24 protein-coding genes and 1 tRNA gene are annotated in these 23,363 nt (G+C 71.7%); 8 read left to right on the top strand and 17 right to left on the bottom strand.

The features are described 5' to 3' along the window. Positions 1–2 precede the first annotated feature (2 nt). The 4 genes from ACFVGW_RS13090 to ACFVGW_RS13075 all read left to right on the top strand — a co-directional run bounded on the left by ACFVGW_RS13090 (position 3) and on the right by ACFVGW_RS13075 (position 5,910). A complete protein-coding gene (locus ACFVGW_RS13090; RefSeq protein WP_385852014.1) occupies positions 3–1,262 on the top strand; it encodes a glycosyltransferase in 1,260 nt (419 codons plus the stop codon). Continuing rightward, the gene (locus ACFVGW_RS13085) at positions 1,259–3,499 is read left to right on the top strand and encodes an ArnT family glycosyltransferase (protein ID WP_385852013.1); all 2,241 of its coding nucleotides are present in this window, start codon (positions 1,259–1,261) and stop codon (positions 3,497–3,499) included. The genes ACFVGW_RS13090 and ACFVGW_RS13085 overlap by 4 nt, the downstream gene beginning before the upstream one ends. A gap of 73 nt (positions 3,500–3,572) precedes the next feature. Beyond that, complete coding sequence (locus tag ACFVGW_RS13080; RefSeq protein WP_385852012.1) at positions 3,573–5,084, top strand: MFS transporter; 1,512 nt, start codon at positions 3,573–3,575, stop codon at positions 5,082–5,084. Positions 5,085–5,127: 43 nt separating this feature from the next. Beyond that, on the top strand, positions 5,128–5,910 hold the full coding sequence (locus ACFVGW_RS13075; RefSeq protein ID WP_385852238.1) for a TetR/AcrR family transcriptional regulator: 783 nt from the start codon (positions 5,128–5,130) through the stop codon (positions 5,908–5,910). A 117-nt stretch (positions 5,911–6,027) separates the two neighbouring features. Here the strand turns inward: ACFVGW_RS13075 and ACFVGW_RS13070 are convergent, their stop codons facing one another. The 3 genes from ACFVGW_RS13070 to ACFVGW_RS13060 all read right to left on the bottom strand — a co-directional run bounded on the left by ACFVGW_RS13070 (position 6,028) and on the right by ACFVGW_RS13060 (position 9,797). Beyond that, a complete protein-coding gene (locus tag ACFVGW_RS13070; RefSeq protein ID WP_383229543.1) occupies positions 6,028–6,831 on the bottom strand; it encodes a YceI family protein in 804 nt (267 codons plus the stop codon). A 110-nt stretch (positions 6,832–6,941) separates the two neighbouring features. After that, the gene (locus tag ACFVGW_RS13065) at positions 6,942–9,338 is read right to left on the bottom strand and encodes an MFS transporter (RefSeq protein ID WP_385852011.1); all 2,397 of its coding nucleotides are present in this window, start codon (positions 9,336–9,338) and stop codon (positions 6,942–6,944) included. A 15-nt stretch (positions 9,339–9,353) separates the two neighbouring features. Beyond that, positions 9,354–9,797 carry a MarR family winged helix-turn-helix transcriptional regulator gene (locus ACFVGW_RS13060; RefSeq protein WP_352188639.1) on the bottom strand — a complete coding sequence of 148 codons (444 nt, stop codon included), beginning with the start codon at positions 9,795–9,797 and terminating at the stop codon, positions 9,354–9,356. Between the two features lie 266 nt (positions 9,798–10,063). Here ACFVGW_RS13060 and ACFVGW_RS13055 point away from each other — a divergent pair, with 266 nt between their 5' ends. Beyond that, on the top strand, positions 10,064–10,300 hold the full coding sequence (locus tag ACFVGW_RS13055; RefSeq protein WP_352188640.1) for a hypothetical protein: 237 nt from the start codon (positions 10,064–10,066) through the stop codon (positions 10,298–10,300). Between the two features lie 82 nt (positions 10,301–10,382). Here ACFVGW_RS13055 and ACFVGW_RS13050 read toward each other — a convergent pair whose 3' ends face one another. Both ACFVGW_RS13050 and ACFVGW_RS13045 read right to left on the bottom strand, forming a co-directional pair. After that, the gene (locus tag ACFVGW_RS13050; protein ID WP_385852010.1) at positions 10,383–12,371 is read right to left on the bottom strand and encodes a calcium-binding protein; all 1,989 of its coding nucleotides are present in this window, start codon (positions 12,369–12,371) and stop codon (positions 10,383–10,385) included. A 169-nt stretch (positions 12,372–12,540) separates the two neighbouring features. Next, entirely contained in the window at positions 12,541–13,218 is a 678-nt protein-coding gene (locus tag ACFVGW_RS13045) for a formylglycine-generating enzyme family protein (protein ID WP_385852009.1), read from the bottom strand. A 109-nt stretch (positions 13,219–13,327) separates the two neighbouring features. Here ACFVGW_RS13045 and ACFVGW_RS13040 point away from each other — a divergent pair, with 109 nt between their 5' ends. Next, positions 13,328–13,666 (top strand): DoxX family protein, encoded by a 339-nt coding sequence (locus ACFVGW_RS13040; protein WP_385852008.1) that lies wholly within the window; start codon positions 13,328–13,330, stop codon positions 13,664–13,666. Between the two features lie 16 nt (positions 13,667–13,682). Here the strand turns inward: ACFVGW_RS13040 and ACFVGW_RS13035 are convergent, their stop codons facing one another. The 10 genes from ACFVGW_RS13035 to ACFVGW_RS12990 all read right to left on the bottom strand — a co-directional run bounded on the left by ACFVGW_RS13035 (position 13,683) and on the right by ACFVGW_RS12990 (position 19,773). Beyond that, complete coding sequence (locus tag ACFVGW_RS13035; RefSeq protein ID WP_385852237.1) at positions 13,683–14,066, bottom strand: hypothetical protein; 384 nt, start codon at positions 14,064–14,066, stop codon at positions 13,683–13,685. A gap of 172 nt (positions 14,067–14,238) precedes the next feature. Beyond that, positions 14,239–14,988 carry a hypothetical protein gene (locus ACFVGW_RS13030; protein ID WP_385852007.1) on the bottom strand — a complete coding sequence of 250 codons (750 nt, stop codon included), beginning with the start codon at positions 14,986–14,988 and terminating at the stop codon, positions 14,239–14,241. Positions 14,989–15,038: 50 nt separating this feature from the next. Continuing rightward, on the bottom strand, positions 15,039–15,947 hold the full coding sequence (locus tag ACFVGW_RS13025; protein ID WP_352188645.1) for an RNA polymerase sigma factor SigF: 909 nt from the start codon (positions 15,945–15,947) through the stop codon (positions 15,039–15,041). 235 nt (positions 15,948–16,182) lie between these two features. After that, on the bottom strand, positions 16,183–17,061 hold the full coding sequence (locus ACFVGW_RS13020; RefSeq protein WP_385852006.1) for an RNA polymerase sigma factor SigF: 879 nt from the start codon (positions 17,059–17,061) through the stop codon (positions 16,183–16,185). Positions 17,062–17,248: 187 nt separating this feature from the next. Next, positions 17,249–17,542, bottom strand: coding sequence for a Dabb family protein (locus ACFVGW_RS13015; RefSeq protein ID WP_352188647.1), 294 nt, complete (start codon positions 17,540–17,542; stop codon positions 17,249–17,251). A 23-nt stretch (positions 17,543–17,565) separates the two neighbouring features. Then, positions 17,566–17,730, bottom strand: a complete 165-nt coding sequence (locus tag ACFVGW_RS13010; protein ID WP_175439350.1) for a hypothetical protein — start codon at positions 17,728–17,730, stop codon at positions 17,566–17,568. Positions 17,731–18,186: 456 nt separating this feature from the next. Then, positions 18,187–18,271: transfer RNA gene (locus tag ACFVGW_RS13005), tRNA-Ser, on the bottom strand. A 67-nt stretch (positions 18,272–18,338) separates the two neighbouring features. Continuing rightward, a complete protein-coding gene (gene tadA / locus ACFVGW_RS13000) occupies positions 18,339–18,767 on the bottom strand; it encodes a tRNA adenosine(34) deaminase TadA (protein WP_385852236.1) in 429 nt (142 codons plus the stop codon). A 47-nt stretch (positions 18,768–18,814) separates the two neighbouring features. Beyond that, positions 18,815–19,345, bottom strand: coding sequence for a hypothetical protein (locus ACFVGW_RS12995; protein WP_385852005.1), 531 nt, complete (start codon positions 19,343–19,345; stop codon positions 18,815–18,817). A gap of 215 nt (positions 19,346–19,560) precedes the next feature. Then, positions 19,561–19,773 (bottom strand): hypothetical protein, encoded by a 213-nt coding sequence (locus ACFVGW_RS12990; protein WP_385852004.1) that lies wholly within the window; start codon positions 19,771–19,773, stop codon positions 19,561–19,563. 86 nt (positions 19,774–19,859) lie between these two features. Between ACFVGW_RS12990 and upp the strand changes: the two genes are divergently transcribed. Then, positions 19,860–20,495 (top strand): uracil phosphoribosyltransferase, encoded by a 636-nt coding sequence (gene upp / locus ACFVGW_RS12985; RefSeq protein WP_352192978.1) that lies wholly within the window; start codon positions 19,860–19,862, stop codon positions 20,493–20,495. A gap of 34 nt (positions 20,496–20,529) precedes the next feature. Here the strand turns inward: upp and ACFVGW_RS12980 are convergent, their stop codons facing one another. After that, complete coding sequence (locus ACFVGW_RS12980; RefSeq protein WP_383308936.1) at positions 20,530–21,162, bottom strand: LytR C-terminal domain-containing protein; 633 nt, start codon at positions 21,160–21,162, stop codon at positions 20,530–20,532. Positions 21,163–21,268: 106 nt separating this feature from the next. After that, entirely contained in the window at positions 21,269–21,565 is a 297-nt protein-coding gene (locus tag ACFVGW_RS12975; protein WP_260230859.1) for a type II toxin-antitoxin system VapB family antitoxin, read from the bottom strand. Positions 21,566–21,663: 98 nt separating this feature from the next. Here ACFVGW_RS12975 and ACFVGW_RS12970 point away from each other — a divergent pair, with 98 nt between their 5' ends. Further along, on the top strand, positions 21,664–23,226 hold the full coding sequence (locus ACFVGW_RS12970; protein WP_385852003.1) for a helicase HerA-like domain-containing protein: 1,563 nt from the start codon (positions 21,664–21,666) through the stop codon (positions 23,224–23,226). Positions 23,227–23,363: the final 137 nt, after the last annotated feature.

Here is a 23,363-nt window from a genome sequence, read left to right as displayed (position 1 = left end):
CCATGCGAACCCAAACGATCGCGGGCACCCTCCCCGCCCGGGACCACCTGCCCGTGGGGACGGCCGGGCGGCCCGTCCTCGATGTGGTGATCCCCGTCTACAACGAGGAGAAGGACCTGGAGCCGTGCGTGCTGCGGCTCCACGACCACCTCTCCCGCACCTTCCCGTACGGCTTCCGCATCACGGTCGCCGACAACGCCTCCACCGACCGGACCCCCGAGGTGGCGACCTCCCTCGCGGAGAAGCTGCCCGAGGTGCGTTCGGTACGGCTGGAGCAGAAGGGCCGGGGCCGGGCGCTGCGCACCGTCTGGTCGCACTCGGACGCACCCGTCCTCGCCTACATGGACGTGGACCTCTCCACCGACCTCAACGCGCTTCTCCCGCTCGTCGCGCCGCTCATCTCGGGCCACTCGGACCTCGCGATCGGCTCCCGGCTCGCCCGCTCCTCGCGGGTCGTGCGCGGGCCGAAGCGGGAGTTCATCTCGCGGGCGTACAACCTGATCCTGCGCGGCTCGCTCGCCGCCCGGTTCTCCGACGCCCAGTGCGGCTTCAAGGCCATACGCGGTGACGTCGCCGAGCGGCTGCTGCCGATGGTCGAGGACACGGGCTGGTTCTTCGACACCGAGATGCTGGTCCTCGCCGAGCGCGCCGGGCTGCGGATCCACGAGGTGCCCGTCGACTGGGTCGACGACCCGGACTCCACCGTCCACATCGTGCGGACCGCGACCGACGACCTGAAGGGCGTCTGGCGCGTCGGCCGGGCGCTCGCCACGGGCTCGCTGCCGCTCGACCGGCTCGCCCGTCCCTTCGGGGACGATCCGCGCGACCGGCAACTGGCGGGCGTACCCGGCGGGCTGGCCCGGCAGCTCGTCGGCTTCTGCGCGGTGGGCGCGCTGTCCACCCTGTTCTACGTGCTCCTGTACTCGGCCTTCCGGCTCGGCATGGGCTCCCAACCGGCCAACGCCGCCGCCCTCCTGGTCTCCGCCGTCGCCAACACGGCGGCCAACCGGCGCCTCACCTTCGGCGTGCGCGGCCGGGACCGTGCCGTCCGCCATCAGGCGCAGGGGCTCGTCGTCTTCGGCATCGGCCTCGCCCTGACCAGCGGCTCGCTCGCCGCGCTCGGCGCGGCCACGGGCCAGGCCGCCCACTCCACCGAACTCGCCGTCCTGATCGTGGCCAACCTCGCCGCGACCGTCGTGCGGTTCCTCCTCTTCCGGCTCTGGGTCTTCCCGGACACCTCGCTCTCCAGGGACACACGATGACCACGACCACGACTCCGTACGACCCGGCGCCGCCCCCGGCGGGCCAGGGCGCGAACGCCGCGAACGCCGCGCACGCCGCGAACGCCGCGCACGCCGCGAACACCGCGTCGCCTCCCGGCGGCCGACTCGCCCGTGTGTGGCGCGGGCGGTCCGAGGACGCCCCGTGGGTGCGTCCCGCCTTCCTCGCCCTCCTCGCCGTCACCACCGCGCTCTACGTCTGGAACCTGAGCGCCTCCGGCTACGCCAACTCCTTCTACTCGGCCGCCGTCCAGGCCGGCAGCGAGAGCTGGAAGGCCTTCTTCTTCGGCTCGCTCGACGCCGCCAATGCCATCACCGTCGACAAGCCGCCGGCCGCCCTCTGGCCGATGGCCCTGTCCGTGCGCGTCTTCGGGCTCGGGTCCTGGCAGATCCTGCTCCCCGAGGTGCTGATGGGCGTGGCGACCGTCGCGGTGCTCTACGCGGCCGTACGGCGCCGCTTCGGCGCGGGCGCCGGCCTGATCGCGGGCGCGGTGCTCGCGCTCACGCCTGTCGCGGCGCTGATGTTCCGCTTCAACAACCCGGACGCGCTGCTCGCGCTGCTGATGACGGTCGCCGTGTACTGCGTGCTGCGGGCGCTGGAGGACGCGAGGACCGGTGCGAAGTGGCTGGTGTGGGCCGGGGTCGCCTTCGGTGTCGCGTTCCTCGCCAAGACGCTCCAGGCGTTCCTGATCCTGCCGCCGCTGGCGCTCGTGTACGCGGTGTGCGCGCCGGGCGGGTTCGGCCGCCGGATCGGCCGACTGGCCCTCGGCGGGCTCGCGATGATCGTCTCGGCCGGCTGGTGGGTGGCCCTGGTCGAGCTCTGGCCGACGTCCTCGCGCCCGTACGTCGGAGGGTCTCAGAACAACAGCTTCCTCGAACTCACCTTCGGCTACAACGGCCTGGGCCGGATCAACGGCAACGAGACCGGCAGCGTCGGTGGCGGTGGCGGCCGTGGTGGCGGTCCGGGCGGTGGCGGCTGGGGTGAGACCGGCATCGGGCGGATGTTCAACGACGCCGTCGGCGGCCAGATCTCCTGGCTGCTGCCCGCCGCGCTGATCCTGCTCGTGGCCGGTCTGGTGATCACCTGGCGTGCGTCCCGCACGGACACGGCCCGTGCCGCGTTCCTGGTCTGGGGCGGTTCGCTGCTGATCACGCTGGCCGTGTTCAGCTTCATGGCCGGCATCTTCCACGAGTACTACACGGTGGCCCTGGCCCCGTACGTCGCGGCGCTCGTCGGCATGGGCGCGGGGGTCCTGTGGGAGGAGCGCGGCCGGTTCCCCGCCTCGGCGGCGCTCGCGGTGACGGTCGCGGCGACGGCGGTCTGGGCGTACGTGCTGCTGGGCCGGACGCCGGACTGGCTGCCGTGGCTGCGCTGGACGGTCCTGGTCGCCGGCTCGGCCGCCGCGCTCGGGCTGCTGCTCGCGGGCCGGCTCGACCGGCGGATCGGGCTCGGGATCGCGGGGCTCGGTCTGGCGGCGGGGCTCGCGGGTCCGTTCGCGTACACGCTGGAGACGCTGAGCACGGGCCACCAGGGCTCGATCGTGACGGCGGGCCCGGCGGGCGGGCGCGGAGCGGGTCCGGGGGGCATGGGCGGTCGTATGCCGGGCGGTGACGAGGGCATGCGGGCGGACGGCGGACGCGGCACGGGGCAGGGCCAGCGGCCCGGGCAGATGCCCGGCGGCACCCCGCCCCAGGGCGGCCAGATGCCCGGCGGTCAGATGCCCGGTCAAGGCCAGGCCCCCACCGGGCAGATGCCCGGCGGCCAGTTCCCCGGCGGTACCCCGCCCCAGGGCCTGGAGCGCGGTGGCATCGGCGGTGGCGGCGGGATGGGCGGCCTGCTCAACGGCGCGACCGTCGGCTCGAAGGCCAAGGCCGCGCTCCTCGACGGCGCCGACGGCTACACCTGGGTCGCGGCGGCCATCGGCGCCCAGAACGCCGCCAGTTACCAGCTCGCCACCGGAGAGCCGGTGATGGCGATCGGCGGCTTCAACGGGAGCGACCCGTCCCCGACCCTGGCCCAGTTCAAGCAGTACGTCTCCCAGGGCAAGATCCACTACTTCGTCGGCGGCGGAGGCCTCGGAGGCGGCACGGGCGGCACGGGCGGCGGGCCGGGCGGCGGAACGGGCACCGGCTCGGAGATCTCCTCCTGGGTCACGGAGACCTTCGAGCAGGTCACCGTCGACGGCTCCACCTTCTACGACCTGACCCGCCGGAAGTAATCGCTATACAGCGTAAGGGAGTCCCTTGTACGGTGTACGAGACCCAGTCCCGTACACCGTACAAGGGGGAACCATGACGGCGACGACCGCCGCCTCCTCGCCCACCGCCACCGGTGGGCATCCGCAGCGCTGGCTGATCCTCGGCGTCATCTGTCTCGCCCAGCTCACCGTGCTGCTCGACAACACCGTCCTGAGCGTCGCGATCCCCTCGCTGACCTCCGAACTCCACGCGTCCACCACCGACATCCAGTGGATGATCAACGCGTACTCGCTCGTCCAGTCCGGCCTCCTGCTCACCGCGGGCAACGCCGCCGACCGCTACGGCCGCAAGAAGCTCCTCGCCGTCGGCCTCGCGCTCTTCGGCCTCGGTTCGCTCGCCGCCGGACTCGCCGGCTCCACCGCGCAGCTCATCGCCGCCCGGGCCGGCATGGGCGTCGGCGGCGCGCTCCTGATGACCACCACGCTCGCCGTCGTCATGCAGATCTTCGACGACTCGGAGCGGGTCAAGGCCATCGCGCTCTGGTCCACCGTCAGCTCGCTCGGCTTCGCCGGCGGCCCGCTGATCGGCGGAGCCATCCTGAACCACTTCTGGTGGGGAATGATCTTCCTCATCAACATCCCGGTGGCGCTGATCGGCCTGGTCGCCGTCGTCAAGCTCGTACCGGAGTCGAAGAACCCGCAGGGCGAGCGCCCCGACCTGCTGGGCGCGCTGCTCTCCACGATCGGTATGACCGCCGTCGTCTACGCGATCATCACCGGGCCCGAGCACGGCTGGACCTCCGCGGAGGTGCTGGTCCCGGCCGCCTTCGGTGCCGCCGTCCTCGGCGCCTTCGCGCTGTGGGAGCTGCGCACCCCGTACCCGATGCTCGACATGCACTTCTTCCGCAACCAGAAGTTCATCGGCGCCATCGGCGGTTCCCTGCTCGTCGTCTTCGGCATGGGCGGCTCGCTCTTCCTCCTCACCCAGCACCTGCAGTTCGTCCTCGGGTACGAGCCGCTGGAGGCCGGTCTGCGGATGGCGCCGCTCGCGCTGACGATCGTGGGCCTCAACCTGACCGGGCTCGGCCCCAGGCTCGTGATGAAGATCGGCACCCCGGTGGCCGTCCTCATCGGCATGACGCTGGTCTCCGGCGGTCTCACCTCGATCGCCGTGCTCGGCGGCGGCACGGACGGCAGCTACTGGGGCATGCTCCTGGGCCTGGTCCTGATGGGCGCGGGTATCGCCGTCTCGTCCCCCGCCATGGCCAACGCGATCATGAGCGCGATCCCGCCGGAGAAGGCGGGTGTGGGCGCCGGAATCAACGGCACGCTCGCGGAGTTCGGCAACGGACTGGGCGTCGCCGTCCTCGGCGCCGTGCTCAACGCCCGGTTCGCCGCGCTGGTCGCCGTCACCGCGACCTCGCTGCCCGCGGCCCTCGCGGCGGCCGGGAGCGAGGCCGAACGGGCGGAGATCTCCGACGCCTTCGCCTCCGGCCTCCAGACCAGCCAGCTGGTCGGCGCGGTCGCCGTCTTCGCGGGCGGTCTGGTCGCCGCGGCGCTGCTGCGCAGGGCGGAGCGGTCCGAGAAGCGGGACGCGGCTGCATAGCATGGTGAAGGACCGCTGACAGGTGAGCGCACGGAGGAACACGATGGTCAAGGCCGCCGACCGGGCCAAGAACCCGGCGGGTTCCAGCGTGTGGCTCGAACAGCGGACTCCGCGCAGCGGAGGCGGGCCGGCCGGCCTCGACCGCGAACGGATCGTGGCGACCTCGATCCGGATGCTGGACGAGGACGGCCTGGCCGGTCTCTCGATGCGCAAGCTCGCGACCGAGCTGGGTGTCACGGCGATGTCGCTCTACTGGTACGTGGACACCAAGGACGACATCATCGAGTACGCCGTCGACTCGGTCTACGGGGAGATCGACCTCGACGCGGTCGACGCCGCCGGGGGGTGGCAGGACCGGGTCCGCGTCCTCTCCCTGGACTACCGGCGGATGCTGGTGCGCCACCCGTGGATGTCGCCGAGCGCGGGCCGGTACCTGAACATCGGCCCGCACGCGATCGCCGTGGGCACCAAGATCCAGGAGGCGATCGGGGACACGGGCCTGCCGATGCTGCGGCAGCCGAGTGCGATGTCGGCGATCTTCCAGTTCGTGTACGGCTACGGCACGATCGAGTCGCAGTTCGAGCGCCGGGCGGCCGAGGCGGGCATGTCCCAGGACGACTTCTACGGCGAGTCGATCAAGGCCTTCCGGGACGATCCGCAGTTCACCGAGGCCCTCGAACCGATGGCGGAGATCCTCGACGAGCGCGCCTCGCACGGCAGCGTCAGCGCCATCTGGGAACGGGACTTCGCGTACGCCCTCGACATCCTGGTCGCGGGCATCGAGGTCATGGTCGCCCGCGAGGGCGAAGGCGGGGGCCCGGCCTAGCCCCGGGAGCCGGTACGGGTACGGGGGGTACGGGGGGTACGGGGGTACAGGTACGGGAACGGGCGAGGGCCGGCGTCGCAGGACGCCGGCCCCCGCCCGCACCGGAGGGCTCGGTGCTCAGCCCTCCCGTACCGCCTGGATGTCCAGGGTCACCCGGAGCGTCGCGCCGATCGCCGCGATGCCCGCCGCGACCACCTGGTTGTACGTCATCGCGAAGTCCTCGCGCCGCAGTTCGGCCTCGGCGCGGAACGCCGCCCGCACGCCGCCCCACGGATCCGCGCCCGTCCCCAGGTAGGTGAGGTCCAGCGGGACGTCCCGTGTGACGCCCCGCAGGGTCAGTTCGCCGTCCACGGTCCACCGGTCGGGGCCCGCCGCCCGCAGGGCCGTGGAGCGGTACGTGAGTTCCGGGAAGCGGTCCACGTCGAGGAAGTCCCCGGACCGCAGGTGCTTGTCCCGCAGGCCGTTGCCGGTGTCGATGGACCCGGCCGCGACGACGGCCTCCACACGCGAGGCCGGGAGGTCGGGCGCGATCTCGATCCGGCCGGTGAACTCGGTGAAGCGGCCGTGCACGCTGGAGATCCCCAGGTGCTGGGCCACCGCGCCGACCGAGGAGTGCGCCGCGTCCACGGTCCACACGCCCGGCGGCGGCAGTTCGGTACCGCCCGTGCGGGCGAGGACGACCGTCCCCACGTCGGCCCGGCCCGTCCCGCCCACCAGCGCCGTACGCGCGTCCGGCGCGTAGCCGAGCGCGGTCACGACCACCGTGTACGGCCCCGGCGGCAGCGAGCCCTCCGCCCGGGCGACGCCGTCCCCGTCCGCCGCCGCCCGCAGGACCTGCCCGCCCGAACCGTCGGTCACGGTCACCACCGCGTGCTCGACCGGCCATCCGTCGCGGGTCCGTACCTGAGCGTGCAGTCCCATCCGAATCCTCAACCCTCAACTCGAAGAACAACGGGGCGGCAGGCCGTCCCCATGACTCCTGCCGCCCCGGACCCGGCCGCGCCTCCGCTCGGAGCGCGGCCGGGAGTCGGTCACTCGCCCGGGTGGGCGAGTTCGATGTCGTGGCCGTCGGCGCCGGCTCCGGTGACGGTCAGCCGTCCCGCCACCGGCGGGTAGCCGGTCGCGATGAGCGTGTACTCGCCGGTGTCCAGGTCAGCGAAGGCGTACGCGCCCTCGGTGTCCGTGGTCGCCGAGGCCTTCACGTTGCCGGCGGCGTCGACCAGGGTCACCCGCGCGTCGGCCAGCGGCCGGTGGTCCAGGCCCGCGCGGACCGTGCCGTGGACGACCGCTCCGGCCACGAGGGCCACGTCGAGCCGGGTCGTGCCCTGGCCGCCGATCTCGACGGGCAGCGCCTGCGGGCGGTACCCGGCGGCGGTGACCGCGACCGTGACCGCGCCCGGCACCAGCTCGGCGAAGACGAAGCCGCCGTCCGCGCCGGACTTGCCGGTGGCCAGCACCTCGCCCCGTACGTCCGTGATCACGACCATCGCCCCGTCCACGGGCGCGCCGCCCTCGGCGGAGATCACCGCGCCGGTGAGCCCGCTGGTGCCGGTCAGGAGCACGTCGTGGCCGAGCGGCCCGTCGTGGACGACGACCGTGGAGGCCTGCGGCTGGAAGCCGTCGGCGGAGGCGATGAGGACGTACGAACCGGCCGACGGCGCGTCGAGGGCGTAGCGGCCCTCGCCGTCGACGACCGCGCGGCCGAGCTGCTGCCCGCCGAGCGAGATCAGCGTGAGCGTCGCGCCGGTGAGGTCCGTGCCCTCGGCGGTGCGGACGGTGCCGCCGACGGTCAGGCCGGTGGAGACGGCGACGACCGTGTCGGCCGCCGGCTTCTCGGTGGTGACCGGGGCGTCGTCGGCCTTGGGGGCCGAACTGCTCTTCAGGGCGACCTCCTTGATGAACAGCGTCACCACGAAGGCGAGCAGCGCGAAGGGGGCCGAGTAGAGGAAGACGTCACCCACACCGTGCCCGTACGCGTCCTCCATGACGGTACGGATCGGGGCCGGCAGCTTGTCCATGTCCGGGATGCCGCCGCCCGTGCCGCCGCCGCTCATGCCGGCGGCCTTCGGGCCGAGTGCGGCCATGCCGTCCTGGACGTAGTTCGTGACCCGGTGGGCCAGGACCGCGCCGAGCGCCGAGACGCCGATCGCGCCGCCGAGCGAGCGGAAGAAGGTGACGACGGAGGAGGCGGAGCCGAGGTCGGCGGGGGCCACCTGGTTTTGCGTGCACAGCACCAGGTTCTGCATCATCATGCCGAGGCCGAGTCCCATGACGCCCATGAAGAGCGCGATGTGCCAGTACTCCGTGTCGTAGCGGATCGTGCCGAGCAGGCCGAGTCCGCCGGTCGTCAGGGCACCGCCGCTGACCAGCCAGGCCTTCCAGCGGCCGGTCTTGGTGATGACCATGCCGGAGACGGTCGAGGAGACGAACAGGCCGGCGATCATCGGGATGGTGAGGACGCCGGACATCGTCGGCGACTCGTTGCGGGCCAGCTGGAAGTACTGGCTGAAGAAGACCGTGCCGGCGAACATCGCGACGCCCACGAAGAGCGAGGCGACCGAGGCGAGGGTGATGGTGCGGTTGCGGAAGAGGCGCAGCGGGATGATCGGCTCACTGGCCCGGGACTCGACGAGGACGAAGAGCGCGCCGAGGACCACGGAGCCGCCGACCATCGCGGCCGTCTGCCAGGACATCCAGTCGTACTTGTCGCCCGCGAAGGTCACCCAGATCAGGAGGAGGGAGACGGCGGCGCTGATGACGAAGGCACCGGTCCAGTCGACCTTGACCTTCCGCTTCACGACCGGGAGCTTCAGCGTCTTCTGCAGGACGAGGAGCGCGATCAGCGCGAAGGGCACGCCGACGTAGAAGCACCAGCGCCAGCCGAGCCAGTCGGTGTCGGTGATGACGCCGCCGAGCAGCGGGCCGCCGACGGTGGCGACGGCGAAGGTGGCGCCGAGGTAGCCGCTGTACCGGCCGCGCTCACGCGGGGCGATCATGGCGGCCAGGATGATCTGGGAGAGGGCGGTCAGACCGCCGACGCCGATTCCCTGGACGACACGGCAGGCGATCAGCATGCCGGTGTTCTGGGAGAGTCCGGCGACGACCGAGCCGGCGACGTAGATGACCAGGGCTATCTGGACGAGCAGCTTCTTGGAGAAGAGGTCCGCGAGCTTGCCCCAGAGCGGGGTGGTCGCGGTCATCGACAGAAGGGCGGCCGTGACGACCCAGGTGTAGGCGGACTGGCCGCCGCCCAGGTCCGTGATGATCTGCGGGAGGGCGTTGGAGACGATCGTCGACGACAGGATGGCGACGAACATGCCGAGCAGCAGCCCGGAGAGCGCCTCCATGATCTGCCGGTGCGACATGGGCGCACCGTCGGAGGTGTGGCCGCCCGCCTGCGCTGGCGGGGCGGGTGTGGTCGTGGCCATGAACGTCCTTTGCTGTTACGCGTGGTGGGCCCGGCAGTCCCCGAAGGAGTCGCGGAGGCGGGCGAGCAGGTGGGTGAGGAGTTCGACGTCGTCGTCGGACCAGTCCGCGAGGTTGCGGGTGAGCATCGCGGTCAGCCGGCGGTCCAGCTCGTCGAGCTTCTCCCTGCCCTCGTCGGTGAGGTGCAGGATGCGGGAGCGCTTGTCGGCCGGGTCCGGCAGCCGCTCGACCCAGCCGCGGTCGACGGCGTGGGAGACGTGGCGGCTGCTGACCGACATGTCGACGGCCATCCGCTCCGAGATCCGGCTCATCCTCATGTCCCCGTCGTGTTTGAGCAGGGCGAGGACGATGGCTGATCCGCTGGGGCAGTCGGCGGGCAGTGAGCGGGCCATCCCGCGCTTGACCGCGCCGATGGCGCTGACCTGTCGGGCGAGGTTCTCGTACCGGTTCGGCTTGTCCACTGTGACCCCATGACCCGCTGCATCTTGTTGCTTAGGGCAACCATAGAGATGGATGGTTGCTTCAGGCAAACTAAATCGGTCAAACGGCGCTAAAGAATCGGTAAAGGGGGAGCGGAGGCCGGGAGGAGGCCTGCGGGGGATCGGTGCCAGTCCCGTGCAGTCCCTGCCGGACCGGTGCCGGACCGGTGCCGGACCGGTGCTGGACCCGTGCTCGGCCGACGCCGGGGCTTGGGGCCGGAAGCCGGGGTTCGCTAGGGTCCTGGCTCATGGCACACAACCCCCAAGCTCCGTACGGTCAGGGCCCCGGCCCCGAGGGCAACTACGACCCCGCCGGCAGCACCCAGATGTTCCGCGCCTTCGTCGACGAGGGCGCCCCGCAGGGCGGCGGTGGCCGCCAGGCGGCGCCGGCCCCGCAGTCCTCCGGCCCCCGCGTGGGTCTCATCGTCGGCGTGATCGCGGCGATCGTCGTCGTGGCCGCGGTGGCCTGGCTGGCCCTGGGCTGAGCCCGGCCCCCGTCCGGCGGAAACGCGAACCGGCACCGCAGCCCTCCGGGGGCTGCGGTGCCGGTTCCGTCGGGCCGTGCCGTCACGGACAGCTGTTGCGGAAGTCGCCGGCGTCGGTGCTGCAGGTGTCGGAGCCGGTTCCGCCGTAGGCGGCGTCGTTGCCGCCGACGCCGTCCCGGGTGTCGAGGTTGTCGTTGCCGGCGTCGCCGTTGAGGCGGTCGTTGCCGCTCTGGCCGATGAGCCGGTCCGTGCCGTTCCCGCCGTTGACCAGGTCGTTGCCGGGTCCGGCGTACACGGTGTCGTTGCCGCCTCCGCCGTTGACGGTGTCGCTGCCGCTGAGGGCACAGATGACGTCGTTGCCGAAGGTGCCGTTGAGGGTCTCGTAGTTGCTCGTGCCGATGATCGTGCAGCCGCGGGCGTTGTTGACGGTGGTGGCGGCGTTGGCGTTGTTGTTGCCGGGCACCGGGTCGCTCTCGACGGCCGCGGTCGCCACCCAGTCGGTCAGGGTGCCGGTGGTGCGGGGTTCGGCGACCACGGTGACGGTGGCCGACGCGCCCGGGGCGAGGTTGCCCAGCGGGCAGGTCATGGTCGTGGGGTTGACGGTGCAGGGGCCGCCCTGGCTGGGCGTGGCCGACAGCAGGGTCCCGGAGCCGCCGGTGAGCGTGTCGGAGACCGAGGCCGCGGTGGCCGTCGCCGTGGTGCTGTTGTTGGTCACCCGGATCGTGTACGTGGCCTGGTCACCGATGCTGATCGTGCCGGGCCCGGTCTTCGTCACCGAGACGTCCACAGCGGGCGGCGTCGGCGCGCCCCCGCCGCCTTCGTAGCGGGCGACCGCGAAGTCGCTGTCCGGCCCTCCGGTGCCCGCCGCGACGATCTTGCCGTCGGACTGCAGCGCCACCGCGTTGGCGATGTCGGCGCCGTCGAACGAGGTGGTCACCCGGCCGCCGGTACCGAAACCGGGGTCGAGCGCTCCGTCGGGGTTGTAGCGGATCAGCCCGAAGTCGCCGCCGGTGGCGCCCCTGCCCGCGACGAGGATCCGGCCGTCGGACTGCACGAGCCCGTCCCGGGCCGCTCCGCCGGCGGTGGTCACCCTGCCGTCACCGCTGAAGGTCGTGTCCGGGCTGCCGTCGGCGAGGTACCGGGCCACCGCCGCGTCCGCGTCGGTGTTGCCGATGGCGACGATCTTGCCGTCACCCTGCACGACGACCTCCTCGGCGCTCTCGTACGCGCCGAAGTCGGTCCGCACCATGCCGTCACCGCTGAATCCGGTGTCCAGGCTGCCGTCGGCGTTGTACCGGATCAGCATGAAGTCGAAGCGGGTGGTGCCCACCTCGCCGCCGACGACGACCTTGCCGTCGGACTGCAACGCGAGGGACCGGCCCGTCCCGCCCGCCTCGGGACTCGTCGGGTCCGGGTCCGTGGTGACCACGCCGTCGCCGTCGAAGGTGGCGTCCGGGGTGCCGTCCGCGAGAAGACGGGCCACCGCGAAACGGCCGCCCGTATAGCCGGCGGCGACGATCCTGCCGTCCGGACGCACCGCCACGTCCTGCCCTCCCGCGGGCTGGCCGAACGCGGTGAGGAGCCTGACGCCGCCGTCGCCGAACGTCGTGTCGAGGCTGCCTGCTGCGGTGTAGCGGGCCACCGTGAACGTGCAGCACGTCTCGAAGTCGGTGGACGCGCTCCCGACCACGACGATCTTGCCGTCGGCCTGCACCGCGGCCGCCTCGGCGTTCTCGATGAAGCCGCGGTCGGTGGACACCTTGCCGCCGTCGCCGAAGGTGGAGTCCAGGTTGCCGTCCGCGAGGTAGCGGACCAGCGCGTAGTTTCCGAGCGAGTCGGGTGCGTCGGTGCCGACGACGACGATCTTGCCGTCGGACTGCACCAGCACGTCGTTGCCCGACTCCTCACCCCCGGCGGCGGTGAGGACGGTGCCGTCTCCCCCGAAGCCGGGATCCAGATCTCCCGGAGCGGCGTGCGCCGCTCCGGGAAGCGCGAGCACCAGCGCCAGACTCGCGGCCGCCGCGAGTCCGCCGCGCCCCAGGGCTCTTCGCAGACCGGTGAATGTGGACATGAGGGAGACCTCCCGGATCGGGCCGTCCAGCGTGACGGTCCACAGAATCCGGGCACCCGGCGCCGAGGGGTGGACGGCTCGGCCGCGCTGAGCTGCTTGGACGGTGTGATCCACTCACCTGGGTGAGGACGGGCCGAGCCTCCCGTACGTCCGTACCGGCGTACTCCGGTCAGCGCCCGGCGGACCGCGCGAGGCGGAAGCCGACGTCGTCCACGCGGAAGGTGGGGTGGCTGCGGCGCCGCACGGAAGCGCGGCAGCTCCAGTGCTCGTCGAACCAGCCGCCGCCGCGCAGGACGCGGTAACTGCCGTAGACCTCGGCGTCGTAGACGTCCCAGCACCACTCCCAGACGTTGCCGAGCATGTCGTGGAACCCCCACGCGTTGGGCCGCCTGCCGCCCACCTCGTGGAGGCGCTCCTCCGAGTTGCCGCGGTGCCAGGCGATCTCGTCGAGGGGGCCGTACCGGGGGCCGGCCGTCCCGGCCCGGCAGGCGTGCTCCCACTCCGCCTCGGTCGGCAGCCGGTAGCCGTCGGCCGAGCTGTCCCACGTGACGTCCGCGCCGCCGTCGGCCGGGATCAGGTAGGCGGGCGCGAGCCCCTCCCGCTCGGACAGGGCGTTGCAGAACCGGGCCGCGTCCCACCAGGACACCCCTTCGACGGGCAGCTCCGCACCGCGGAAGGCGCCGGGACACGCGCCGGTGACCCGCGCGTACAGGGCCTGGGTGACCGGGTACGCCGCGATCAGACAGGGGGCGACCTCGACCGTCCAACTGCGCTGTGTCCGGCGGTCCGAGAGCGCCACGGGCCCCGCCGGGACCGCGATCATCGCGTGTTCCGCACTGGCATCCATGCACTCGACCCTATGTCTCCGCCCGCACCGGTCACACAGGGGCGGCGCGCTCCGTCAGTGGGGTGTACGAGCGAGCAGCGCTCGCCGCCCCCGAACCGAGGAGCCCGAGATGTCCACCACCCACATCGTCGTCACCGCCGTCGCCGCGTTCATGGTCGGCTTCTCGGCGCTCTCGATCTTCATCAAGGCCCCGTGGGTGACCCAGCCGCTGACCGAGTACGGCGTCCCCCGGTCCTGGTGGACCAGGCTCGGCCTCGCCAAGGCGGCCGGCGCGGTGGGTCTCGTCGCCGGCCTGTGGATCCCGGTGATCGGCATCGCGGCCGGCATCGGCGTGGCCCTGTACTTCACCGGGGCCCTCGTCACCGTGATCCGCGCCCGCTCCTACACGCACGTGGTCTGGCCGGTGATGTACGCGGCCCCGGCGGTCGCCGCGCTCTTCCTCGCCTGAGCCGGGGGACGTGACCCTACGGCTCGATCCAGCGCCGCAACGCGTCGACGGTGGTCTCCGGCGAGGTGTTGAAGCAGAGCCGGATCCCGGGAACGGCCTCGGTGAGGACGTTCACGAGCCGTTCGAAGAGCAGGGTGTGCTCGGGCATCATGCGCACGCCGCCGCCGATCATCGCCAGACCGAACGCGTCACCCTTGAGCAGCTCCCGCACGGCCTCCTCGGCGCGGTCCGGGGAAGGGTCGACCAGACAGGTCACCACGTCGAACCCGGCCTCGCGCAGCGCGGCGTTCCCGGCGGCGATCCGTGCGGTGAGCGACGCCTCGTCGATGCCGTCGGGCAGGGCGCTGTAGTCGAGCGAGCGGGGGTGCAGCCCGATGGAGAGGACCTTGGCGTGCTCCATGGCGTTCACAGGGCGACGTGCCTCTCCATGCTGTCCGTACCCTTCGGTCAAGTCGCTTGGCGGAGCGGCGGATTCGCGGGCCGGCGGTGAGTCCGCCCTGAGCACATCATAGGTCCGGGCGTGCCGCCCGTAGCGGATCGTCGCGGGGACGGCCCCTGTCGAGCGACTCCGGTCATCTCCACGTCGCCGTGACCTTCCGGGTGTCGACGTGCATGCCGAGCGGGACCCGCCAGGAGTCCACGCAGACCGTGTACGTCTGTGTCCTGGCCGCCCCCGCGGCGATGGGGGCGGGCAGCGGCTGGGCCGATTCGATCGTCGCCCAGTCGACGCCCAGGGCGCCGATGATGTGGGTGGCGAAGGTGACCGTGCCCGAAGTGGCGGCCGTGCCACCTGTGTTGCGGAAGGTGACCGTCACGCGCTCGCACCACCGCTTGTCGCCGTCCGCGAGCACGGGGGCGGAGAGGGTGAGCGTGGCGGGGGTGGCGGGAGTCGGCGGTGGTGGCGGGGCGGTCGTCGTGCCCGGGGGCGGGGCGGTCGCGGTGCGCGGCGGGGTCGTGCCCGGCCGGGCGGGTGTCGTTCCGGGGCGCGAGGTTCCGGGAGCCGTGCCCGTACCGGCGTCCGTACCGGCGTCCGTGCCCGTGTCCCCGTCGGTGCCCGTTCCGCCGGTGGACGGTGCCGGTGTCGGGCCGGGGGCCGCGCCCGGTGGGCGTGGTGAAGGGGACGTCGTGCTCGATGTCGTGCCGCTCGCCGACGGGGAGTCCAGGGGGATCAGCGTGACCGACCCCGATGGCCGCACCGCGTCCTTCGGGGTGGAGCCCGCGCCGACCGCCGCGTAGCCCTCGTCCTCGCCTCCGCCGCACGCGGTCAGCGCTCCGCCGAGGCAGAGCGCGACCACCGTCAGAAGTGACTTCTGTCGCCGCATGGCGTCAGTGTTGCTGACGCCATGTCAGTTGTGAACCGGAACGGCGAACTTCAGTCAGAGATCAGGCCCTGGCGCAGCTGGGCCAGGGTCCTCGTCAGGAGCCGCGAGACGTGCATCTGCGAGATGCCGACCTCCTCGCCGATCTGCGACTGCGTCATGTTGGCGAAGAAGCGCAGCATGATGATCTGCCGCTCCCGGGGCGGGAGTTTGGCGAGCAGCGGCTTCAGCGACTCGCGGTACTCGACGCCTTCGAGCGCCGTGTCCTCGTACCCGAGCCGGTCCGCGAGCGAGCCCTCGCCGCCGTCGTCCTCCGGGGAGGGGGAGTCGAGCGAGGAGGCCGTGTACGCGTTGCCGACCGCGAGGCCGTCGACGACGTCCTCCTCCGACACCCCGAGCACGGCGGCGAGTTCGGGGACGGTCGGCGAGCGGTCGAGCTTCTGGGCGAGTTCGTCGCTGGCCTTCGTCAGGGCGAGCCGCAGCTCCTGGAGCCGGCGCGGGACGCGTACCGACCACGAGGTGTCGCGGAAGAAGCGCTTGATCTCTCCGACGACCGTCGGCATCGCGAACGTCGGGAACTCCACGCCCCGTTCGCAGTCGAACCGGTCGATGGCCTTGATCAGACCGATCGTGCCGACCTGGACGATGTCCTCCATCGGCTCGTTGCGGGAGCGGAACCGGGCCGCCGCGTACCGCACGAGCGGCAGGTTGAGCTCGATGAGGGTGTCGCGCACGTACGTCCGCTCCGGGCTGTCCGCGGCGGCGCCGGCCTCGTCCAGGGCGCGCAGTCGCAGGAAGAGCGAGCGGGAGAGCGTGCGGGTGTCGATGGCTTCCGGCGTGACGACAAGCGGCGCGGCGGGCTCGGCGCTCTCGGCCGTCGGCTGGACCGGCATCGGCACCGGCGTCTGCGGAGCCGCGGGCGTGAGCGTGAGCACCTTCGAGCTGCCCTGTTCTGCGGACATGCCACCCCCTTGAGGTCGCGGACGGTCGCGGCGGCCACGACCATCGGAGGAACGCAGCCTCCACCTGAATACCGGAGGCGGGGCTGCGGCAAACGCGGTTCCAGCAGAATGTCACATGTCGGCAACACGCTGTAGTGACTTGTCGACATGGCGTGGGTGAATATCCGCAGGAAACAAGGGGTGTACGGCATTTGGGCCGTCGTGGAACTGCTCCGAACCGGTTTACCCGTTTCGGTTACGCCTCGATCCTGTTTGCGGATCTCAATCGGGCGAAGCTCCGGGCGAGGAGCCTTGACACGTGCATCTGCGAGACGCCGAGTTCCTGGCTGATCTGGGACTGCGTCAGATTGCTGTAGTAGCGGAGCATCAGGATCCGCTGCTCGCGCTCGGGCAGCTGGACGAGCAGATGCCGTACGAGATCCCGGTGTTCGACCCCGGCGAGCGCGGGGTCCTCGTAACCGAGCCGGTCGAGCAGTCCGGGCAGGCCGTCGCCCTCCTGGGCCGCCTCCAGGGACGTGGCGTGGTACGAGCGCCCGGCCTCGATGCAGGCCAGCACCTCGTCCTCGCCGATCTTCAGGCGCTCGGCGATCTCGGCGGTGGTGGGGGAGCGGCCGTGGGCCGTGGTGAGGTCCTCGGTGGCGCCGTTGACCTGGACCCAGAGTTCGTGGAGGCGGCGCGGCACGTGAACGGTGCGGACGTTGTCGCGGAAGTACCGCTTGATCTCGCCGACGACGGTGGGCATGGCGAACGTCGGGAACTGCACGCCGCGGTCCGGGTCGAAGCGGTCGATGGCGTTGATCAGACCGATGGTTCCGACCTGGACGACGTCCTCCATCGGCTCGTTGCGGGAGCGGAACCGGGCCGCCGCGTACCGCACGAGCGGGAGGTTGGCCTCGATCAGCGCCCCTCGGACGCGGTCGTGTTCCGGGCTGCCCGGGTCAAGCCCCTTGAGCTGTCCGAAGAGCACCTGGGTGAGCGCGCGGGTGTCGGCTCCCCGGGTGCTCGGGGGGCGGCTGCCCTGCGGCCGGTTGCTCTGGGGGCGGGGGCGCGGGGCGTTGTCCGGGTCGCCGGCCTCGTTCTGGGGCGGGACCTGAGGCGCTGTACTGGCCGGCACGTTCACGCCACCCCTTTTGCTGGTCAACTACGGTCAACTCATCCGTCAAAAGCGGTCATAGCATCACAAGACATGTCCACTGTGTGCAAGCACCGCATAACCACGTGTTGACGGCGTCGGGGCCGGATGCGGACGGCAGGAAGGCCCCCCGCCATGACGGCGGGGGGCCTTCCGGAACCGAACGTGTCTAGAACGCGTAGTCCGCGATCACCCACGTGGCGATCTCACGCCAGAGCGCGACGCCGGCCTGGTGGGCGGGGTGGTCCAGGTAGCGCTGGAGCGCATCGGCGTCCTCGACCGCCGAGTTGATCGCGAAGTCGTACGCGATCGGCCGCTCGGAGATGTTCCAGCCGCACTCCCAGAAGCCCAGCTCCGGGATCTCCTTCTCCAGTCCGTCGAACGCCTCGGCGGCGGCGACGGCACGCGGGTCGTCCTTCGTGATGCCCTCGTTGAGCTTGAACAGGACCAGATGGCGGATCACAGCAGGACTCCTCGTCGGTGGTTCTAGTTGACGAGCTCGGTCATGAACTCGCCGACGCCCTGTGCGGCGGACGATATGCCCTCGAACCCTACCTGGACGAGATCGGCCGCCCTGTCCGGGGAATTGATGATCGTGTACAGCACAAAGACCACGAGCGCGTAGAGCGCGACCTTCTTCGCTTGCGCCATCTGCCGCGCCCTCCCCTGTCTGCTGCCCCTGCGTGGACGCGTGAGTCTAACGGAGCCGTCTCGGCCACTTCACCGGGCCTTTATGGACCAAGGGCCCGGTGATCGGGGTCCTTTGCCGCCCCCCGGAAGGGTGACGGCGGAGCAGTATGGATGCCGAGCCCGGCGGATCTGGCAGGAATCCGCAGGGGTCGAGGAACCGGCCCTCACTGCGGGGTCCGCGCCGCGAGCTTCCCCCCTGACAGCGGCCGGACTTGCAGGACCGGTTCGCATCGGGGGGAGCGGCTTGTCCCCCCGATGCCGCTCCCCCCGTCCGGCGAAGAGGCCCCGGCCGCCCACACAGGCGCGGCCGGGGCCTTGCGCGTACGCGGCCGGGCAAGGGGCCGCGTACGGCGCTCGCGTGCGGGACACGGATACGCCGAAGGGCCCGGCTCATTGAGCCGGGCCCTTCGATCGAAGCGGTAGCGGAGGGATTTGAACCCTCGGTGACTTGCGCCACACTCGCTTTCGAGGCGAGCTCCTTCGGCCGCTCGGACACGCTACCGAGAGAGAGCTTAGCCCAAAGAGGCTCTGCGATGAAATCCGTATCGCCTCGCAGGTCGGAGACGGGTTCAGCGGGTCCTGAAGAAGGCCGTGAGCTGCGCCGAGCACTCCTCGCCGAGGACGCCGTGGACCACCTCGGGACGGTGGTTCAGCCGCCGGTCCCGTACGAGATCCCAGAGCGAACCGGACGCGCCCGCCTTCTCGTCGAGTGCGCCGAACACCAGCCGTTCGACCCTGGACTGCACGAGCGCGCCGGCGCACATCACACAGGGCTCCAGGGTGACGACGAGCGTGCAGCCGGTCAGCCGCCACTCCCCGGTCCGCGCCGCGGCCCGGCGCAGGGCCAGGACCTCGGCGTGGGCGGTCGGGTCCCCGGTCGCCTCGCGCTCGTTGTGCCCGAGGGCGAGGACCGCGCCGTCCGGGGACAGCACGACCGCGCCGACCGGTACGTCACCGGCCGACGCGGCCTTCTCGGCCTCGGCGAGGGCGAGCCGCATGGACTCCCGCCAGGGATCCCGTACGGGATCGGGTGCTGCTCCGGTCACTAGCGCACGGTCTCCAGAACCTCCGAGGCGCCCAGCGCGTCCGCGATCTCGGCGAGCGCGTCGCTGTCGAGCGCCTGCAGCTGGCTCTCGGACATGCCGAGGTCCGCGAGGATCAGCCGGTCGCCGACCGGTGCGGCGGGCACGGCGTCGACGGACGCACCCGCCTCGTCCTCGTCGTCGTCGCGGTCCAGGGGCTCGCCGTCCTCCGTACCGTCGAGGTTCAGGTCGTCCAGGGTGTCGGCGTCGTCCAGGTCGTCCCCGAGGATCTCCTTGGTGAGGATCTCCCCGTACGAGGAGCGGGCGGCGGCCGCCCCGTCCGACACATAGATGCGAGGGTCGTCCTCGCCCTCGATCCGCAGGACGCCGAACCAGGCGTCCTCCTGTTCGATGAAGACGATCACCGTGTCGTCGTCGATCGAGGCCTCGCGGGCCAGCTCGATCAGATCCGACAGGGTCTCCACGTCGTCGAGCTCTGTGTCGCTCGCTTCCCACCCGTCTTCGGTGCGCGCGAGCAGTGCGGCGAAGTACACCGTGACTCTCCCACTGATCAGAGGTGAACGATCCGGCGGCGCGCTTCCGATGCCCCGCCCAATCGGCATCGTGGCAGAAACAGCGGCTTCAGGAGAGGTCTTCTGCTCTTGCGTCGTGCATCAGTCTGATCCGGACGCCCATCGGGTGGGTGCACAGACCCGGCGCACGGACCGGCGCACGGGAGGCGCACGCCACCGGCCCGGCGCCGTGGCCCTCACCAGCGAAAGGTCCTCATCCGCATCTGCTGGCGCATCCGGGCCGCCCGCGCGCGCCGGGGCTGCACACGGTCGCGGAGCGCCTTCGCCTCGTGCAGTTCGCGCAGGAACTGGGCGCGGCGCCTGCGGCGCTCCGCGTCCGTCTCGGGCGGCCTCTCGCCGCCCTCGTTCCTGGCGTCCTCCGTCTGCGCCGGGTCTGCCGGGTCGCGCATGGGCCACACCACCCCACGACTGGGTCCTGTGCCCCCACCTTCCCTCCAGGGCATGGGTTGATGCCAGTGCGGGCTACTGTGTGACCATGCGTCTCCACGTCGTCGATCACCCGCTGGTCGCCCACAAGCTCACCACGCTGCGCGACAAGCGCACCGACTCCCCGACCTTCCGCAGGCTCGCCGACGAGCTGGTCACCCTGCTCGCCTACGAGGCCACCAGGGACGTGCGGACCGAGCAGGTCGACATCGAGACCCCCGTCACGCCGACGACCGGTGTGAAGCTGTCGTACCCGCGGCCGCTGGTGGTCCCGATCCTCCGCGCCGGACTCGGCATGCTCGACGGCATGGTCCGGCTCCTCCCGACCGCCGAGGTGGGCTTCCTCGGCATGATCCGCAACGAGGAGACGCTGGAGGCGTCGACCTACGCGACGCGGATGCCGGAGGACCTCTCGGGCCGCCAGGTGTACGTCCTGGACCCGATGCTGGCGACCGGCGGCACGCTCGTCGCCGCGATCAGGGAGCTGATCGAGCGTGGCGCGGACGATGTCACCGCGGTCGTGCTGCTCGCCGCCCCCGAGGGCGTCGAGATCATGGAGCGCGAGCTGGCGGGCACGCCGGTGACCGTCGTGACGGCCTCGGTCGACGAGCGCCTCAACGAGCACGGGTACATCGTCCCGGGCCTCGGCGACGCGGGCGACCGCATGTACGGCACGGCCGACTAGCCGGCCGTCGGTCCGCCGACCGGTCGGCGGACCTTCAGCATTTCCCGGCGGGCGGGGTCTTGGGCTTGTTCAGAGCGACCAGGGCCGCGTCCGCCGTCGTTTTCGGGTCCAGGTTCTTGAAGGCCGTCCCGATGATCAGGTCCACGTCCGCGGTCGCACGGGTGTCCGTCTTCGTCGTGACGCCCTTCAGCTGGGTGCCGAGGACCGGGAACGCGCCCTTGGCCGCCCCGGGAGCGCCGAGCAGCACCCCGGCGCCGACGACCTTCTTGTCGTACGCGGCAGGGGCGTTGCCGATCTTGCCGATGAGGAAGCCGCGCTTCTTGAGCTCGTCGGCCGTCGACTTCGCGAGCCCGCTGCGCGGGGTCGCGTTGTAGACGTTCACCGTGATCTGAGCGGGCTTGGGCAGCGCGGCGACGGCCGGCGTCGTCGGCTTCGGAGCGGGCTTGCAGTCGGTGCGGTGACCGGCCGTCGTCTTCGTGTCCTCGTCACCGCCGGAGAACACGCCGACGAGCTGCACGGTCCCCCACCCGGCCGCGCCGAGCACGACCACGGCGGCCGTGGCCGCGAGGACGATCCTGCGACGGTGCCGGGGGCGGCGCATACGGGGGTACTTGTCACCCGTGATGCGGTATTTTCCGCCCATTCCGGGGGGAGTGAGCATGCTCATGGACGCAGCGTAATGCCGTCCGTCGAGGTTGGATACTTGACGATCATGTGATCGCGTCCGGATGGACGGGCAGAGCCCCCGAAAGGGTCAGAACGGCGTGTCGCCGCTAGTCCATCTCCAGGACGCGGGCGTGCAGCACCTGGCGCTGCTGGAGTGCCGCGCGCACCGCGCGGTGCAGCCCGTCCTCGAGGTAGAGGTCGCCCCGCCACTTCACGACGTGCGCGAAGAGGTCGCCGTAGAACGTGGAGTCCTCCGCGAGCAGCGTCTCCAGGTCCAGCTGGCCCTTCGTGGTGACCAACTGGTCGAGGCGGACCGGGCGCGGGGCGACGTCCGCCCACTGCCGGGTGCTTTCCCGGCCGTGGTCGGGGTACGGCCGGCCTTGTCCGATGCGCTTGAAGATCACACGGAAAGCCTACCGGGCAAGCGGCTCCCGGCGCAGCCACGCGGGGCCGGTGCGATGCTGGGGCAAACCGCCACGATTCCGGAACTAGAGGTCCTGTCATGAGCGTGAGCGAGCAGTCTCCGGCCGGCGGGATCGCGGCGGGGTACGCCTTCTCCGGGCCGGCGCTGGAGCTGGGCGCGCTGCTGTGGGACGGGGAATGTCACCCGGACGCGGGTATCCGCGTCCCGCTGCCGATGCTCAACCGGCACGGCCTGGTCGCCGGAGCGACGGGTACCGGCAAGACGAAGACCCTGCAGCTCATCGCCGAGCAGCTGTCCGCGAACGGGGTGCCGGTCTTCCTCGCCGACATCAAGGGCGACGTGTCGGGGATCTCGGCCCCGGGCGTGGACTCCGGGAGGACCAGGGAGCGGGCGGGGCAGGTGGGGCAGGAGTGGAAGGCGACGGGCTTCCCCTGCGCGTTCTACGGGCTCGGCGGCATCGGTGCGGGGATTCCCGTACGGGCCACGGTGACGAGCTTCGGGCCGGTCCTGCTGTCGAAGGTGCTCCAGCTCAACCAGACGCAGGAGCAGTCGCTCGGGCTGATCTTCCACTACGCGGACCAGAAGGGTCTGGAGCTGGTGGACCTCAAGGATCTGCGGGCGGTGGTCGCCTTCCTCGTGTCCGACGTCGGGAAGCCGGAGCTGAAGGGGATCGGCGGGCTCTCGACGGCGACGGCCGGGGTGATCCTGCGCTCCCTCACGGCGTTCGAGCAGCAGGGGGCGGCCGGGTTCTTCGGGGAGCCGGAGTTCGACACGGGCGAGTTCCTGCGGACGGCGGCGGACGGACGCGGCACGGTGTCCGTACTGGAGCTGCCGGCGGTGCAGGACAAGCCGCAGCTGTTCTCGACGTTCCTGATGTGGATGCTGGCGGACCTGTACGGGGATCTGCCGGAGGTCGGGGACCTGGAGAAGCCGAAGCTGGTCTTCTTCTTCGACGAGGCGCACCTGCTCTTCAAGGGGGCGTCGAAGGCGTTCCTGGAGTCCATCACGCAGACCGTGCGGCTGATCCGCTCGAAGGGCGTGGGCGTCTTCTTCGTGACGCAGACCCCGAAGGACGTGCCGGGCGATGTGCTCGCGCAGCTGGGGAACCGGGTGCAGCACGCGCTGCGGGCGTTCACCCCGGACGACGCGAAGGCGCTGAAGGCGACGGTGCGCACGTTCCCGAACTCGGCGTACGACCTGGAGGAGGTCCTGACGGGACTCGGCACGGGCGAGGCGGTGATCACCGTACTGAGCGAGACGGGCGCGCCGACTCCGGTGGCGGCGACGCGGCTGCGGGCGCCGGAGTCCCTGATGGGCCCGATCACGGCGGACGCGCTGGAGGCGGCGGTCAAGGAGTCGCCGCTGTGGGGGCGGTACGCGGAGGCGGTGGACCGGGAGTCGGCGTACGAGCGCCTCTCGGCGCAGCAGGAGCAGCAGGCGCAGCAGGAGCCGCGGGCGAAGACGGCCGAGGGGGAGGCGGCGCGGCCGAAGCCGGAGGCGCGCGCACCGAAGGAGGACGAGTCGCTCGTCGAGCAGGTGGTGGACAGCGGCATGTTCACATCGCTGGCGCGGTCGATCGGGACGCAGTTGGGGCGGGAGATCTCCAGGTCTCTCTTCGGCACGGCACGGCGCAGGAGATAGGGGAGGGGCGGGGGGGGGTGTGGCGGCCCCCCCCCCCCCCCCCCCCGGGCGGGGGGGGGGGGGGTGGGAAACAGGGGCGGACCGGGGCAACCCCGGACAAACAGAAACACTTGGCGCCGGCCGGGGGGGGGGGGGCC

Source organism: Streptomyces sp. NPDC127129, assembly GCF_042671585.1.
In the GTDB taxonomy this organism is placed as follows: domain Bacteria; phylum Actinomycetota; class Actinomycetes; order Streptomycetales; family Streptomycetaceae; genus Streptomyces.
Note: the sequence above shows the minus strand (reverse complement) of the source record. Positions and strands in the feature narration are given on the sequence as shown.